Source organism: Pseudomonas vanderleydeniana (genome assembly GCF_014268755.2).
GTDB lineage: Bacteria > Pseudomonadota > Gammaproteobacteria > Pseudomonadales > Pseudomonadaceae > Aquipseudomonas > Aquipseudomonas vanderleydeniana.
The window spans coordinates 3,411,963-3,425,650 of sequence record NZ_CP077093.1 but is presented as its reverse complement, the minus strand read 5'-3'; the positions used below and the strand labels follow the sequence as shown (position 1 = coordinate 3,425,650).

12 protein-coding genes are annotated in these 13,688 nt (G+C 66.7%); 11 read left to right on the top strand and 1 reads right to left on the bottom strand.

Annotated features, from left to right (window positions below):
* The first annotated feature begins 9 nt into the window (after window positions 1-9).
* From HU752_RS15615 to HU752_RS15565, 11 genes are all read left to right on the top strand, one after another.
* The gene (locus tag HU752_RS15615) at window positions 10-933 is read left to right on the top strand and encodes an FHA domain-containing protein (RefSeq protein ID WP_225920159.1); all 924 of its coding nucleotides are present in this window, start codon (window positions 10-12) and stop codon (window positions 931-933) included.
* Window positions 933-2,288 (top strand): FliI/YscN family ATPase, encoded by a 1,356-nt coding sequence (locus HU752_RS15610; RefSeq protein ID WP_186676798.1) that lies wholly within the window; start codon window positions 933-935, stop codon window positions 2,286-2,288. Before HU752_RS15615 ends, HU752_RS15610 begins: the two co-directional genes overlap by 1 nt.
* The gene (locus HU752_RS15605; RefSeq protein WP_186676800.1) at window positions 2,275-2,739 is read left to right on the top strand and encodes a type III secretion protein; all 465 of its coding nucleotides are present in this window, start codon (window positions 2,275-2,277) and stop codon (window positions 2,737-2,739) included. The genes HU752_RS15610 and HU752_RS15605 overlap by 14 nt, the downstream gene beginning before the upstream one ends.
* Entirely contained in the window at window positions 2,736-3,287 is a 552-nt protein-coding gene (locus HU752_RS15600; protein ID WP_186676803.1) for a type III secretion system HrpP C-terminal domain-containing protein, read from the top strand. The genes HU752_RS15605 and HU752_RS15600 overlap by 4 nt, the downstream gene beginning before the upstream one ends.
* Window position 3,288: 1 nt before the next feature.
* Window positions 3,289-4,338, top strand: a complete 1,050-nt coding sequence (locus HU752_RS15595) for a FliM/FliN family flagellar motor switch protein (RefSeq protein WP_186676818.1) — start codon at window positions 3,289-3,291, stop codon at window positions 4,336-4,338.
* The gene (sctR, locus tag HU752_RS15590; RefSeq protein ID WP_186676822.1) at window positions 4,335-4,988 is read left to right on the top strand and encodes a type III secretion system export apparatus subunit SctR; all 654 of its coding nucleotides are present in this window, start codon (window positions 4,335-4,337) and stop codon (window positions 4,986-4,988) included. The genes HU752_RS15595 and sctR overlap by 4 nt, the downstream gene beginning before the upstream one ends.
* Window positions 4,989-4,995: 7 nt before the next feature.
* Entirely contained in the window at window positions 4,996-5,256 is a 261-nt protein-coding gene (gene sctS / locus HU752_RS15585; protein ID WP_186676833.1) for a type III secretion system export apparatus subunit SctS, read from the top strand.
* 1 nt (window position 5,257) lies between these two features.
* On the top strand, window positions 5,258-6,058 hold the full coding sequence (gene sctT / locus HU752_RS15580) for a type III secretion system export apparatus subunit SctT (protein ID WP_186676836.1): 801 nt from the start codon (window positions 5,258-5,260) through the stop codon (window positions 6,056-6,058).
* A 21-nt stretch (window positions 6,059-6,079) separates the two neighbouring features.
* The gene (gene sctU / locus HU752_RS15575) at window positions 6,080-7,171 is read left to right on the top strand and encodes a type III secretion system export apparatus subunit SctU (RefSeq protein ID WP_186676849.1); all 1,092 of its coding nucleotides are present in this window, start codon (window positions 6,080-6,082) and stop codon (window positions 7,169-7,171) included.
* 116 nt (window positions 7,172-7,287) lie between these two features.
* Window positions 7,288-12,408: an AvrE-family type 3 secretion system effector gene (locus HU752_RS15570; RefSeq protein ID WP_225920158.1), complete on the top strand. Its 5,121-nt coding sequence runs from the start codon at window positions 7,288-7,290 to the stop codon at window positions 12,406-12,408.
* Between the two features lie 91 nt (window positions 12,409-12,499).
* Window positions 12,500-13,108 (top strand): aspartyl/asparaginyl beta-hydroxylase domain-containing protein, encoded by a 609-nt coding sequence (locus tag HU752_RS15565; protein WP_186676851.1) that lies wholly within the window; start codon window positions 12,500-12,502, stop codon window positions 13,106-13,108.
* A gap of 253 nt (window positions 13,109-13,361) precedes the next feature.
* Here HU752_RS15565 and HU752_RS15560 read toward each other — a convergent pair whose 3' ends face one another.
* Window positions 13,362-13,688, bottom strand: a complete 327-nt coding sequence (locus tag HU752_RS15560) for an HrpW-specific chaperone (RefSeq protein WP_186676854.1) — start codon at window positions 13,686-13,688, stop codon at window positions 13,362-13,364.

Below are 13,688 nucleotides of genomic sequence, written 5' to 3'. Positions count from 1 at the left end.
AGTCCGACCATGAAACCCGAAATGCTCTATGAACTGCGCGTGCTCACCGGCCTGCATCGTGGCGCGGCCCTGCCGCTGACTGGCGGCGAATGGAGCATCGGCTCCGCCAACGGCGCCGACCTGGCCCTGTACGACCCGGGCATCAAGGGCCGTCACTGCCTGCTGCGACTGGTCGATGACAACTGGTCGCTGGCACGCAAGGACGGCCCGGTCACCGACAGCGAGGGGCACAAGGTCGACGCCATCGCCAGCCTGCAACCAGGCACGCCGTTTGCCCTCAATGGCGTCTGGCTGTCGGTGGTCAGTGCCAACACCGAATGGCCCGAGGAAGAGGAACAGGTCCAGTGCGCCGATAGCGAGCCCGTGTCGCTGAGCGCCGAGCGCGACGAGCCGTTGCCCCAGGTCGTCAGGGAGCCCCGTTCCCTGCTCGGTCCGCTGTTGCTGCTCGGCGCCCTGCTGCTGTTTCTCGGCGCCCTGGTCTGGGGCCTGAGCCGCCAGGAACCGGTGCCGGCCGTGCCGCTCACTCCGGCGCGCACCCCGCTCAAGGATGCCGCCGCCGTACGCCAGGTGCTCGAGGGCATGCTCAAGGAACGCGAACTGCAGAACCGCATCGAGATCGTCGAGGAACACGGCAAGATGTTCCTCAAGGGGCGTTTCGAGGAAGACGACCTGCTGCAGTTGACCGAGCGCATGCTGCTGCGCTTCGAGCAACAGTATCGCAGCCCGCTGCAAGTGCTCAGCGCCCTGCCCCAGGCCACCGAAATACTGCCCTTCAGCATCGTCCAGGTCAGCAACGCGCGTCTGCCCAATGTGCTGACCAGCGACGGCCGTCGGCTGTTCCTCGGCGATGAGGTGGCCGGGGTGCGCCTGGTCGATATCAACGAACACAAGATCGTCTTCGAAGGCGACCAGCGCATCGAGTTGAACTGGTGATGCAGGCAGCCCTCGAGAACCTCGCACGCTGGAGCGAGCAGCAGCAGGCACGCCTGGCCCAGTGCGCCCCGGTCAGCATTCGCGGACGCATCACCGGGGTCAGCGGCATTCTCCTGCACAGCCGCATGCCCCGTGCCCGCATCGGCGACCTGTGCCAGATCCGCCGTGCCGATGGCAGCGAGGTGATGGCCGAGATCGTCGGCTTCGACCGCCAGCACACCCTGCTCGCCGCCCTGGGCCCGCTGGATGGCATTGCCATCGGCGCAACGGTGACACCGTTGTTCCAGCCCCACGGGCTGCTGGTCAGCGAACGCCTGCTCGGCTGCGTGCTCGACGGTTTCGGCCGTGCGCTGGGTGGCGAGGGCCCGCAAGCCTTCGCCCCGGCTGGTGCCCTGGGCGCCCTGCCGGTGATTCGCGACGCACCGGCGGCCACCGATCGCCCGCGCATCGAGGCACCCCTGGCAACCGGACTGCGTGCCATCGACGGCCTGCTGACCCTCGGCGAAGGTCAGCGCGTGGGCGTGTTCGCCGGTGCCGGCTGCGGCAAGACCACCCTGCTCGCCGAACTGGCCCGCAACACCCCGTGCCAGGCGATCGTCTTCGGCCTGATCGGCGAGCGCGGGCGCGAGCTGCGCGAGTTCCTCGACCATGAACTGGACGCCGAACTGCGCAGCCGCACGGTGCTGGTCTGCGCCACCTCGGACCGCAGCAGCATGGAACGGGCGCGCGCCGCCTTCACCGCCACGGCCATCGCCGAGGGCTTTCGCCAGCAGGGCTGTTCGACGCTGCTGATCATCGACTCGCTGACCCGCTTCGCCCGGGCCCAGCGCGAGATCGGCCTGGCCAGCGGTGAGCCGGCCGACCGCGGTGGCCTGCCACCTTCGGTGTACAGCCTGCTGCCACGCCTGGTCGAGCGCGCCGGGCGGACCCACGACGGGGTGATTACCGCGCTCTACTCGGTGCTGATCGAGCAGGACTCGATGAACGACCCGGTGGCCGATGAAGTGCGTTCGCTGCTCGACGGGCACATCGTGCTGTCGCGGCGCCTGGCCGAGCGCGGGCACTACCCGGCGGTGGACATCCTCGCCAGCCTCAGCCGGACCATGAGCAACGTGGTGGGAACCGAACAGCAGCACGGTGCCACACAGTTACGCCGGCTCATGGCGGCTTACCAGCAGGTGGAAATGCTCCTCAAGCTCGGTGAGTACCAGCCGGGCCATGACCCGTTGACCGACTGCGCCGTGGAATCACGTGCGCGCATCGAGGCCTTCCTGCAGCAATCGCTGCGCGATCCGGTGTCGCTCGACGAAACCCTGGACCACCTTCTACAGGTAACTGCCCATGTCCCACTCTGATACCGATGCCCTGGCCCCGGCCAATGACCCGTTACTCAGCGACCTGGCGCCCACCCTGGATTTGCTGGCGCCGATCCGCCGCCACCGGCTGACCATGGCCGAACAGGCCTGGCAACGCCAGCGCTCGGTACTCGACGCCCTGCGCACGCGCCTGGCGCAGATGACCACCGAACTGCAGCAACTGCGCGACAACCAGCGCCAGGCGCGGGCACAACAGCACGAACAGCACGCCAACCGGCGCCTGCCATTGCACGAGATGAACCAGTGGCTGGCGGGCGAGCAGCAGGCGCTGCGCCAGATCGAACGTTTCGAACAGAACCTCAGGACGTTGCAGGAAGAATACCGCCAACAACAGCACTGGACCGATGACAGCCAGCGCCAACTGCGCCGGCACCAGCGCGACATGGAAAAGCTCGATTACCTGCGCGAGCTGTCCCGGGAGGCGTCATGACCCCGCGCCATCCCCTGCTCAAACCCGCCAGCCGGCCGGCCGAACCGCCGCGGCTACGCCAGGAGCCGCCCAGCGCCACCTGGAGCGTACGCCAGGAGCGAACCCGGGACCTGCGCAGCGAAGTGCGCGACGAAAGCGAATGTTTCGAGCAGTTGCTGGCCTCGCCGCAAGGGCTTGGCCAAGGCGCCGTGGTCGACGTCAGCGATGATCGCGGCCAGCAGTCCTCGTCGCAGGAACAGGAGCACGCCAGTGCCTCGCAACCGCCCGACAGCCAGGCCGCGACGCTCTGGCAGGCACTGCTCGATCGCCTTGAGGAACATCTGGAAGAACGGCACGAGGGTCCGCTGGAAGTCCAGCTGGAACTGCCGAACCTGGGCCCGGTCGCCGTGCGCGTACAGTCTCGCGGCCATAACCTGGACATCGCCCTGCGCTTTGCCCGGGATGCGGCCTGGCAATACTGCTCGACCCAGCGCCAGGCCAGCGCCGACTGGCTTGCCCGGCAACTGGGGCGACCGGTGCAGGTCACGCTGCAACGCGAGGTCCACTGACATGGCCCTGCACGCGCTGCAACTGCGCACCATGTCACTCGCCGAAGCCCAGGTCCGCGAACGCCTGGGGGCTGGGCTGTGCCTGAGGCTGTCGCCACCGCACACCACCACCCTGCACCTGCGCCTGGCGCCCGGCCCTGTCGACCTGGCACCCCGCACGGCCATCGAGAGTGCCTGCGGGGCCTTCTGGCTGGACGATGCCCTGGCCCTGCTCAGCCGACTGTCCGAGTGCCCGGCGATCCTCGCTGGCACACCGGAGAACGGCGACTGGTACTGGCCGCTGTACAACCACTACCTGGCCCCGGAGCTGCAAGCGCTGCTCAGTCCGCTACGGGTGAGCGGTGCCTCGCCGGCCACGGGGCTGGACTGCCTGCTGGAACTGCGCGACGACGACGGACAACGGCAAGCCCACCGGGCGCGAATACCCGCCCGGACCCTGCTCGCCCTGCTGGATCATCCCCACTGGCAGGTGCCGAGGCAAACACCTGGCACGGCGCAATGGAGGCTGCGCCTGCCATTGCTGCTGGGACATTGCCCGCTGACCCTGGGCCAACTGCACGGCCTGCGCCCGGGCGATGTCCTGCTGGTCGAGCAGCCGCTGTTCTCCCCCACGGGTGACGGCAGCCTGCAGCTCGGCACGTGCCGCCTGCACCTGCAACAACTGCCGGGGACCACCCTGCGCTTTACTCTCACCGAACTGGAAGCTCCCAGCATGAATGCCTCCCTCGATCACTTCGCCTTCACCGACCACGAACCTCTGAACCCAGTGGCCTCGCCCTACCCGTCCGACGTCGGTGAGCTATCGGAGCCGGAGGGCGACCTCAGCCGTTTCGACGACCTGCCACTGGCCCTGACCCTGCGCGCCGGCAGCCTGAACCTGAGCCTTGGCCAGTTGCGCAACCTCGGCGTCGGCTCGGTGCTGACCTTCAGCGGTTGCGTCCCGGGCCAGGCCACCCTGTGCCAGGGCGAGCGGCCCCTGGCCCATGGCGAGCTGGTGGAAATCGACGGCCGCCTGGGGTTGCAGATCACCCGCCTGGAGCCGCGCCAGTGAACCTGCAGGACGTCGATCCACTGACGCTGGCCCTGTTTCTCGGCGCCCTGTCGCTGGTGCCGCTGCTGATGATGATCTGCACCGCGTTCCTGAAGATCTCCATGGTGCTGCTGATCACCCGCAACGCCATCGGCGTGCAGCAGGCACCCCCGAACATGGCGCTGTATGGCATCGCCCTGGCGGCGACGATGTTCATCATGGCGCCGGTGTTCAACGACATGAGCCAGCGCTTCAAGCAGCTACCACCGCACATGCAGGACTTCACCGCCATGGAAAGTGCCGGTACCCAGGTGCTGGAGCCACTGCGCCGGTTCATGCTGCGTAACGTCAATCCGGACATCCAGGCCCACCTGCTGGAGAACACCCAGCGCATGTGGCCAGCGGCAATGGCGGCCAAGGCCAGCAAGGATGACCTGCTGCTGATCGTCCCGGCCTTCGTGCTCTCGGAGCTGCAGGCGGGGTTCCAGATCGGCTTCCTGATCTACGTGCCCTTCATCGTCATCGACCTGATCGTGTCCAACATCCTGCTGGCCCTGGGCATGCAGATGGTGGCCCCGATGACCATCTCCCTGCCGCTGAAAATCCTCCTGTTCGTCCTCGTCGACGGCTGGACGCGACTGCTCGACGGCCTGTTCTACAGCTACCTCTGAGGGCGCCATGGATACCTTGACCCTGTTCAAGCAGGCGATGCTGCTGGTGGTGACCCTGTCGGCGCCGCCGCTGATCGTCGCGGTGATCGTCGGCGTGCTGACCTCGCTGCTGCAGGCGGTGATGCAGTTGCAGGACCAGACCCTGCCGTTCGCGATCAAGCTGGTGGCGGTCGGCCTGGCGCTGGCGCTGACCGGGCGCTGGATCGGCGTGGAGCTGATCCAGCTGACCCAGCTGGCCTTCAGCATGATCGCGCAGACGAGGGCCTGAGATGTTCCAGGCCCTGTTTGGCAACATCTCCGAGCTGATCATCGCCCTGACCATCGGCATGGCCCGCCTCTACCCCTGCCTGTTCCTGATCCCGGCCTTCGCCTTTCGCGAGATCAAGGGCATGTTGCGCCATGCGATCGTCCTGGCCCTGGCCCTGGTACCGATGCCGACGATCCGCGCCAGCCTCAGCGCCCGCGACCTCGGCTGGCTGGACCTGAGCGGGCTGATGCTCAAGGAAAGCCTGATCGGCCTGCTCCTGGGCCTGCTGCTGGCCATGCCGTTCTGGCTGTTCGAGTCGGTGGGCTGCCTGTTCGACAACCAGCGCGGCGCGCTGATCGGCGGGCAGATCAACCCGGCGCTGGGTGACAACACCTCGGAGCTGGGACACATGTTCAAGCAGGTGCTGATCCTCCTGCTGGTGCTCGGTGGTGGCTACTCGAGCCTCACCCAGGTGATCTGGGACAGCTATGCCGTATGGCCGGCCAGCCACTGGCTGCCGATGCCGGCTACCGACGGCTGGGACCTGTACCTCAAGCTGCTGGCCAGCACCTTTCGCAGCATGGTGCTGTTTGCCGCGCCACTGGTGGGGCTGTTGCTGCTGATCGAGTTCGGCCTGGCGATCCTCAGCCTGTACAGCCCGCAGTTGCAGGTCTCGACCCTGGCGATGCCGGCCAAGAGCCTGATCGGCCTAGGCTTCCTGGTGCTCTACCTGCCGATGCTGTGCTGGCTCGGCAACGGCCAGTTGAGCCAATTGGGCGATCTTCGCCACCTGCTGCCGCTGTTGCTGCGGCCCGGCTCCTGATGCTCGAAGCGAGGTGCGCCCATGAGCGAAAAAACCGAAGAACCCACGCAGAAAAAGCTGGCTGATGCGCGCAAGAAAGGCCAGGTTGGACAGAGCCAGGACGTGCCCAAGCTGCTGATCTTCGCGGCCCTGCTGGAGATGATCCTGGGCCTGGCCAGCGGCGGTATCGGCAAACTCGAAGCCCTGGTGCTGCTGCCCCTGCAGCAACTGGGCCGGCCCTTCGGCGCGGGTGTCGGCGAGGTGCTGAGCAAGGCCGGCTGGGACCTGTTGATGTTCATGCTGCCGGTGCTGGGGATCGCCGTGGCCATGCGCCTGGCCGGTGGCTGGGTGCAGTTCGGGCCGCTGTTCGCCCCCGAAGCCCTGAAGCTGGACTTCGAACGCCTCAACCCGCTGAACCAGTTCAAGCAGATGTTTTCCTCGCGCCAGCTGTTCAACCTGTTCAACAGCCTGTGCAAGGCGGTGCTGATTGGCGTGTTGCTCTACCTGGTGCTGCCGCCGGCGCTGGGCGACCTGATCGGCCTGGCCAACACCGACCTCGATACCTACTGGCAGGCGATGATCAGTCTGTTCAGCCGCCTGTCACGCACCTGCCTGGGCGTGCTGCTGGTGTTGGCGGCGATCGACTTCGCCCTGCAGAAGTACTTCTTCATCAAGGGCCAGCGCATGAGCCACGAGGACGTGCGCAAGGAGTTCAAGGAGATGGAAGGCGACCCGCACATGAAGTCGCACCGCAAATCCGTCGCCCGCGAACTGACCCAGCAGCCGGCCAATGCCGCCCCGGCCAAGGCGCCGGTGGAGGAAGCCGACCTGCTGCTGGTCAACCCGACTCACTACGCCGTGGCGCTGTTCTATCGCCCCCAACAGACTCCCCTGCCACGGATCATCTGCAAGGGCCACGATGCCGAGGCGCGGGACCTGATCATGCGCGCGCGGCAAAGCGGCGTGCCGGTGATCCGCTTCGTCTGGCTGGCGCGTACCCTGTATCGCAGCGAAGTCGGTCACTTCATCCCACGCGAGACCCTGCAGGCCGTGGCCCAGGTCTACCGGTTACTGCGCGAGCTCGACGAGCACGCCCGTTCGGAGGTGATCGAGATGCCCGGCACAGCCTACTGAGACCCCGCCTGGAACCAAGCTGCAACCGCTGCCACTCAGGGCAAAGGAGTCATTCCTGAACGCCCGAGGCGAGCCTAACGAACTCGCCCTGTCAGTCCATGACATGGAGAAACAGCATGCAGTCAACGATTCAGCGAGCAGCGGCGAACCACACCGCCGCGATTGCCCAGACCGGGCAGAATACCCAGGGGCTGGAGCAACGCCCGGAACAGCCGAGCCAGCGCAGCAGCCATTCCCTACGCGCCTTCGGCCAGCGGATCATGCGCTCGATCGGCCAGTTGACCCAGGACCTGCGCGCCACGCCACGCCAGACGTCGCGCAGCAACAACACGACCGCTCCCGCGCCGAGCCGCGATGAGCAGGCGGCCAGCGCCGCGGCGCGCCAGACCCGCCAACCCGGCTCGCGCCTGCAAGGCGGCGCGGGCCTGGGCCCGTCCCTCATGGCCGGGACCCGGCAAGCCCCCGGCACAAGTCAGCTCGGCAGTACCCGCGAGATCGAGCAGGCCCCCGAGGCATCCACCGAAGCCTCGACCAGCAGCAGCGGCCAACGCCTGGAACGCAGCAACGCCGGGCGCTTCGACGGCCGCAATGAGCGTATCCAGCGCCAGGCCGCCGCGGACACCCCAGGCGCCAGCGTGCAGTTGGACGCCAAGGGCGCGGCCGACTTCCAGGGCTTCAAGCCGGCAGCCGTCGGCGAACTGCTGCACGATGCGCTGGGCCGTGCCGGGCAGAGCTACCAGGCCAGCCACAGCGACCGCAACGGCCAGGATCATCTGTTGCTGGACCAGGGCGGCCACCTGCTGCACCTGAAACAGACACCGTCGGCCCTGGTCGTCCTGCGCAGCAGCCAGGCTGAGGGCACCCAGGCCGGCTCGGCCCCCACGACACCCAGCCTGGAACTGCAGGACAACGCCGCACAGGTCAGCCATGGCGGGCAGAAAAGCAACCCGCTGCAAACCATCGGCCGCGCCCATCTCGCCCACCTGACCGGTATCCACCAGGATCGTGACGGCCAGCCGCTGCGCCTGCATGAGCAGCAGCTGTACGAATTCGACCACGCCAACGCGGCCTGGCGGCTGCCCGAGGAAACCGGCCACCTCAAGTTCAGCCAGCTGGCCAGCCAGGGCAACGGCAAGCTGTACGGGCAGACCGGTGACGCCCTGGTCGACCTGACCAGCCAGGATGTGCCCCACGTTGAAGTACCGGCGCTCAAGGCTTTCTCGGTCAGTGCCGACCACCACGCCGCGACCCTCAGCGGCGACGACAGCCAGACCCTGCACCTGATCGACCTCAACCAGCAACCGCCACGACAGTCGGCGCCCAAGACCCTGGAACTCAACGGTGGCCAGGCCGAACCCAAGAGCATCGGACTGAGCCACGACCGGCTGTTCGTCAGCGACACCGAGGGTCGCCTGTACAGTGCCAAGCGCGCGGATCTGCAACAGGACTCGCCCACCCTGCGGTTGATGCCCGAGGAGCACTTCCACCCCACTGGTGAACGCCTCGGCGGAGCCCGCCAGGTCAGCGGTTTCCTGCCCGGTGACCAGGGCGAGCTGCATGTGCTGCTCAGCGACAAGTCCGGGCAAACCCACTCCCACGCGCTGGACGAACAGAACCAGCGCCTCAAGGGCGGCTGGAACCTCACGGATGCCCTGGTACTCGACAACCGTCGTGGCCTGCCCGGCAGCGAGCCGCCCACGCCGGCGGCGACCTTCGACCTCGACCGCCTGGGCCGTGTCGGCCTCAGCGATCAGCGGGTGCAAAGCTGGGACTCCACCAGCCAGGACTGGAAAGACACCGGCATCAAGGACGTCACGCAGCTGCAACGCGGTATCGACAGCAAGGCCTACCTGCTGCAGGACGGTACGCTGCGCAAGCTCGACGTCAGCCCGCGCTACAACTCGGTCAGCGTCGGTTCCAGCCATAATCTGAACCAGCCGCCACGTACCACCCAGGCCAGCCTCGGCGAGCCGCTGCCAGGCCTGGACGACCGGCATGTCACGGCCTTCGCCATGCTCAACGAAAAGCAGTTCGTCGCCCTCGATGCCAGCGATCGCCTGACAGCCCACCACAAGGACGGCCAGGTCAGCGACCTCAGTCGCATCGACCTGGAAGGCACCGTCGCCTCCCTGGCCCTGGACGAAAACCACAACCTGCACGCCCTGACCACCGAGGGCAAGCTGTTCACCATGGCCCGTGACGACTGGCAGGCCAGCCCGGCCGAACTCCGCCCCGAAGCGCAGTGGAAACCGGTACCACTACCTGCCGGGCGCAAGCTGGAGAGCATTCGGACCGCCGACGACAACAGCCTCAGCGTCACCCTCAAGGACAGCGCCGATCACTCGCAGTTGCAACTCAAGGGCCGCACCTGGCAACCGCTCACCCCGCGCCCGGCCGACCACAATGCCCTGAGCGAAATGTTCGGGCGCATCCGGGGTGACGAGAAGACCGCGCGCATTCCCGGTACCGGCCTGACCGCCCGCTTCGGCGCCAACGCCATGGGTCGCAGTGGCCTGGAACGCAGCAACCGCGCCAGCACCAGCGAGTTCATTCGCGCCAACATCTTCCGGCCTGGGCTGGAAACGCCACGGGTGTTGAAGAACATCGGCAACCACATCCAGCACCGCCACCATGGCCGCGAGGGCCTGCGCCCGCTCTACGAGTCGGAGGGGCCGCTGTTCAAGCGCCTGGAACTGCTCAGCCACACCCAGCAACCCGCCGCAGCCGGCCAGGACCTGAAGTCGCGAATCGGCCGGCTTGACCTCGGCCCGCAAGGGGCCGGGCTGCTGGAGGACCTGGAAGCGTTCCGCGGCGAACTGGAGGACAACAGCCTGCGCGCCACCCGGCACCTGGGCCAGCAGCACGGCAAGTCGAAACTGCTGCAACAGAAGGAAGGCCTGCTCAATATCCACGGCGAACTGTCGGAGCCGTCCAAGCGCACCCAATTGAGCATGAAGCTCGACAACCTCTCGCAGAAGCTCAACATCGCCAGCTCCGGCCACGACCTGATCAAGGAGCTGCAAGGCGCCCTGGAGCATGTCGCCCCGTCGGAGCAGAACAAGACCGGGGCGCTGCTCAAGACCCTGCGCGACAACGGCATGCAGCTCTCCCACCAGAAGGCCGACATCCCCTTGGGCCAGCGTCGCGACGCCAGCGACAGCCTCGGCCTGACCAAGGCCCGGGTGGCCCTGGATGTGGTGACCCTCAAGGACCTCGGCACACTGCTGGACAAGGTCGAGATGCTCAGCCCCGGAGCCGACAACAGCCGCCAGCTGGATCAGCTGAAAAAGGACCTGGGCCAGTTGCGTGACAAGCAGTACGGCGAACACCCGGTCAAGCAGATGACCGACATGGGCTTCACCGACCACGCCAACCTCGAGGCCTCCTACGATGGCGTGAAAGCCTTCCTCAACGGTTTCAAGAAGGAGGACCACGCCGTCAGCGTCAACCTGCGGGCGGCCACCGGCAGCAAGACCCAGGCGGAACTGGCGGACAAGCTCAAGGCATCGCTCAAGCAACTGGAGCATCCCGACGATGAAATCACCCTGCAGCGCAGCTACGGGCTCAACCTCAGCACACCGTTCGTGTCGCTGGCCAACAAGGGCATGGGCCCCTGGCCGAGCGGGTCGGTGGGCGGTGCACGCAACTACAACCTCAGCGCCGAACGCGCCGACAAGGGCATCACCGTGTACCTGCAACGCGAAGGCTCCGGCAGCGTCAGCGGCGGCGTCGGGGGTGGCAAGGACTATTGGCCCGGGTTCTTCAAGAGTGACGAGGTCAACCAGTACACCAAGGTCGACATCGGCAACGATCGCCGGCTGACCCCCGCCCTGCGCCTGGGGGTGGACGTCACCGGCACGGCGACCACCACCCAGCGCGACGGCGTGCTGTTCACCGTACCCGATGAAGGCATCGATCGCTTCGTCGACGATCTGTTCGGCGGCAACATCAAGCCCCTGGAGCTGATGAAAAAGGGCGTCGACCATGAGACCCAGAAGGGCCTGCGGTTCAACTTCGACCTCAATGCCAGCGGCACCGCCGAGTTCCGCGTCGGCCTGGGCCTGACCGACAAGGACAGCACGCCGCTGTCGGCGGCGGCGCGTTTCGGCGTCGGCGGCACGGTCAATGTCAATCTGCTCAACTACACCAACTACTCCGTGGATCATCACAGCAACACCGGGCAACTGCAGGAAAGCAGCCGCAACCGGCCACGGCTGCTCAACAGCCTCGGTGGATCGCTGTTCGCCCGGGCACAGATCGCCGGCAGCAACACACCCGCCTCCAGTGCCGCGACCCCGCCTTCCCAGGGGGTGGTGGCGCCCCTGGGGGGCGCCGTCACGGCCAGCGTGGACAACAAGACCACCAAGCGCGTCAAGTTCACCTTCAAGGAAGCCGAGTCGCTGACCAGCGCCGGCCTGAGCAAGCTCGGCACCAGCCTCGGCAAGGCGTTCAAGGATCCGGCCTCGCAGCGCGAGCTGACCCGCCTGGCCGACATGAACCAACCCGAATACGCCGGCCTTGGTGCCAAGGAAAAACTGCACAGGCAGCTGCAAGGGCTGGAGCAGCATTTCGCCGACAAGCCGGCGGGGAACGACGAACAGTACGCCGCCCTGCGCGCCCTCAAGCGTGCCGGTGTGCAACAGCAGGCAGCCGAGGCCAGGCACAGCATGCTTGACGGCGGCCGTATCGAAAGTTCCTACACCAACCTCTCGCGCCTGAACGAGCAGAGCGCAGTGTCCAAGGTCATGAGCCTGGTCAGCCCGCTGCACTCGACCAGCAACGCCGAACGGGTATCGGCCCTGCTCGACCACGACCCGACGCTCAAGGCCCTGGTCAAGGACATGCAGAACACGCCCGGCACGCTGGCGCGGGTGCGCCTGGAGCTCAAGGATCATGTCCAGGATCGCATCGACGAGGGCAGCCGCAGCGGCAACCTGTCGCAAAAGGAATTGGCGGCCCTGCTGTCGGATCGCGACAACATGCGGGTCAAGGCCATCACCGTGTACCAGAGCGTCAGCCAGCCCGAAAGCTTCACCTCGCCGCTGCCCCTGGTCAGCTACAGCAGCAGTGCCTCGCTCAACGTCAACAAGACGCTGGGCAAGATCAACTTCAGCTACGGCCAGGACCAGGACACGCCCAAGAGCTACTTCCTCGATGGCGAACTCTCGAGGCCTGGCCAACCGCTCAAGTCGGCGGTCGGTGCCCTGAAGAAAGACGGCCTGGAACTCAAGAGCTGACCTGTCACACAACCACCGTGGTGCCTGGCGCCACGGTCCCCCTTCAAGCCCCGCCGCACCGGCGGGGTTTCGTCTTGTTCAAGGAGGCTGCATGCAACCGGCGTTCTATCCCCTGAGTGACTTTCCAGCCCTGGCGCATCTCGCGAGCCAGTGCCCACTGATCCAACAGGAACTGCTCGCCCTGCGAGCACCGCTGCTGGACATCGATCGTACCGACAAGCCCCACCAGGCCGTACACGGCGAGCTCACTGCGCACCTGCAACAAGGCGGTGCCTATGGCTGGCTCAAGGGCTGGGGCGAAGCGGGTGGCAACCGCGACTGGGTGCAATACCCGCTGGTCTTCCAGGACTGCCCCATCGCCCCGGCCCAGGCGGCCCTGCCCCGGACCCTGGCCTTGCTGCAAGCGATCCCCGGCCTCAAGGTGGCCGCCCTGGCACGCCTGGAACCCCATGCCTGGCTCAGTACCCATCGTCACCCGGAGGTGCACGAGGAGGGGCTGCTGCAGATGCACCTGACGCTCAGCGCCGCCAGCGAACGCAACTATGCCTACCTAAATGTCGCCGGTGAGTTCCACCGGCACGACAGCGGCGCGGCGGTGGTGTTCGATGGCTCCCTGGATCACTTCGTGGTCAACGCCAGCGACGAGCCGCGGACGATCCTGTACCTGGAGTTCGCCAGGGCGCGACTGAGTGCGGCCTGAAGACCGGATCGGAAGCAGAGTCCTGCAGCGAGGCAACCGGCGCTTTCGCGGATAAATCCGGCTCTCACAGCCTTCCTGCGCCCACAGAACATGAGGTAGCCGCGAGCCCTGTGGGAGCCGGATTGATCCGCGAAGACGCCCGCCAGTACACCACAAAACCCGGCTCACCCCCTCTTCACCTCCTTACCCCACAACCTCAAACGCAAAACGGGCGCATATCGCTATGCGCCCGTAGCGTGTGACCTGCCGCGATTCACCAATCCGTGCGGCTACCGGCAGCCTCCTGCAACTGCTCGGCCAGCAACTGCACGATCCAGCTGGCCGTCAGTGCCGCATCCCCCATGAGTGGGTCAGCGCCGGCATCCCGCCGAAAATCCCCTTCCAACCCATCGACATAGCGCCTCAGGCTGAAGCGCTCACTGCTGCGCGGCGCCGGCTTGTCCAGCGTGGTGTGCAGGCACCGGCTGACCAGGCCAATCGCCTGCTCGAACGCCTGGCGCTGGCGAGCATCGAGATAACCGTCACCTTGAACCAGGCTCTTCCAACTGGTCACTGCCCCTGCGGGCTGCCCGGAACTCAT

Bases quoted from the DNA above. Each gene is read 5' to 3' on its own strand.
- sctU (WP_186676849.1), top strand. From the start codon at position 6,080: ATGAGCGAAAAAACCGAAGAACCCACGCAGAAAAAGCTGGCTGATGCG.
- HU752_RS15595 (WP_186676818.1), top strand. From the start codon at position 3,289: ATGGCCCTGCACGCGCTGCAACTGCGCACCATGTCACTCGCCGAAGCC.
- HU752_RS15565 (WP_186676851.1), top strand. From the start codon at position 12,500: ATGCAACCGGCGTTCTATCCCCTGAGTGACTTTCCAGCCCTGGCGCAT.
- sctT (WP_186676836.1), top strand. From the start codon at position 5,258: ATGTTCCAGGCCCTGTTTGGCAACATCTCCGAGCTGATCATCGCCCTG.
- sctS (WP_186676833.1), top strand. From the start codon at position 4,996: ATGGATACCTTGACCCTGTTCAAGCAGGCGATGCTGCTGGTGGTGACC.
- HU752_RS15600 (WP_186676803.1), top strand. From the start codon at position 2,736: ATGACCCCGCGCCATCCCCTGCTCAAACCCGCCAGCCGGCCGGCCGAA.
- HU752_RS15605 (WP_186676800.1), top strand. From the start codon at position 2,275: ATGTCCCACTCTGATACCGATGCCCTGGCCCCGGCCAATGACCCGTTA.
- HU752_RS15610 (WP_186676798.1), top strand. From the start codon at position 933: ATGCAGGCAGCCCTCGAGAACCTCGCACGCTGGAGCGAGCAGCAGCAG.
- HU752_RS15615 (WP_225920159.1), top strand. From the start codon at position 10: ATGAAACCCGAAATGCTCTATGAACTGCGCGTGCTCACCGGCCTGCAT.
- HU752_RS15560 (WP_186676854.1), bottom strand. From the start codon at position 13,688: ATGAGTTCCGGGCAGCCCGCAGGGGCAGTGACCAGTTGGAAGAGCCTG.
- HU752_RS15570 (WP_225920158.1), top strand. From the start codon at position 7,288: ATGCAGTCAACGATTCAGCGAGCAGCGGCGAACCACACCGCCGCGATT.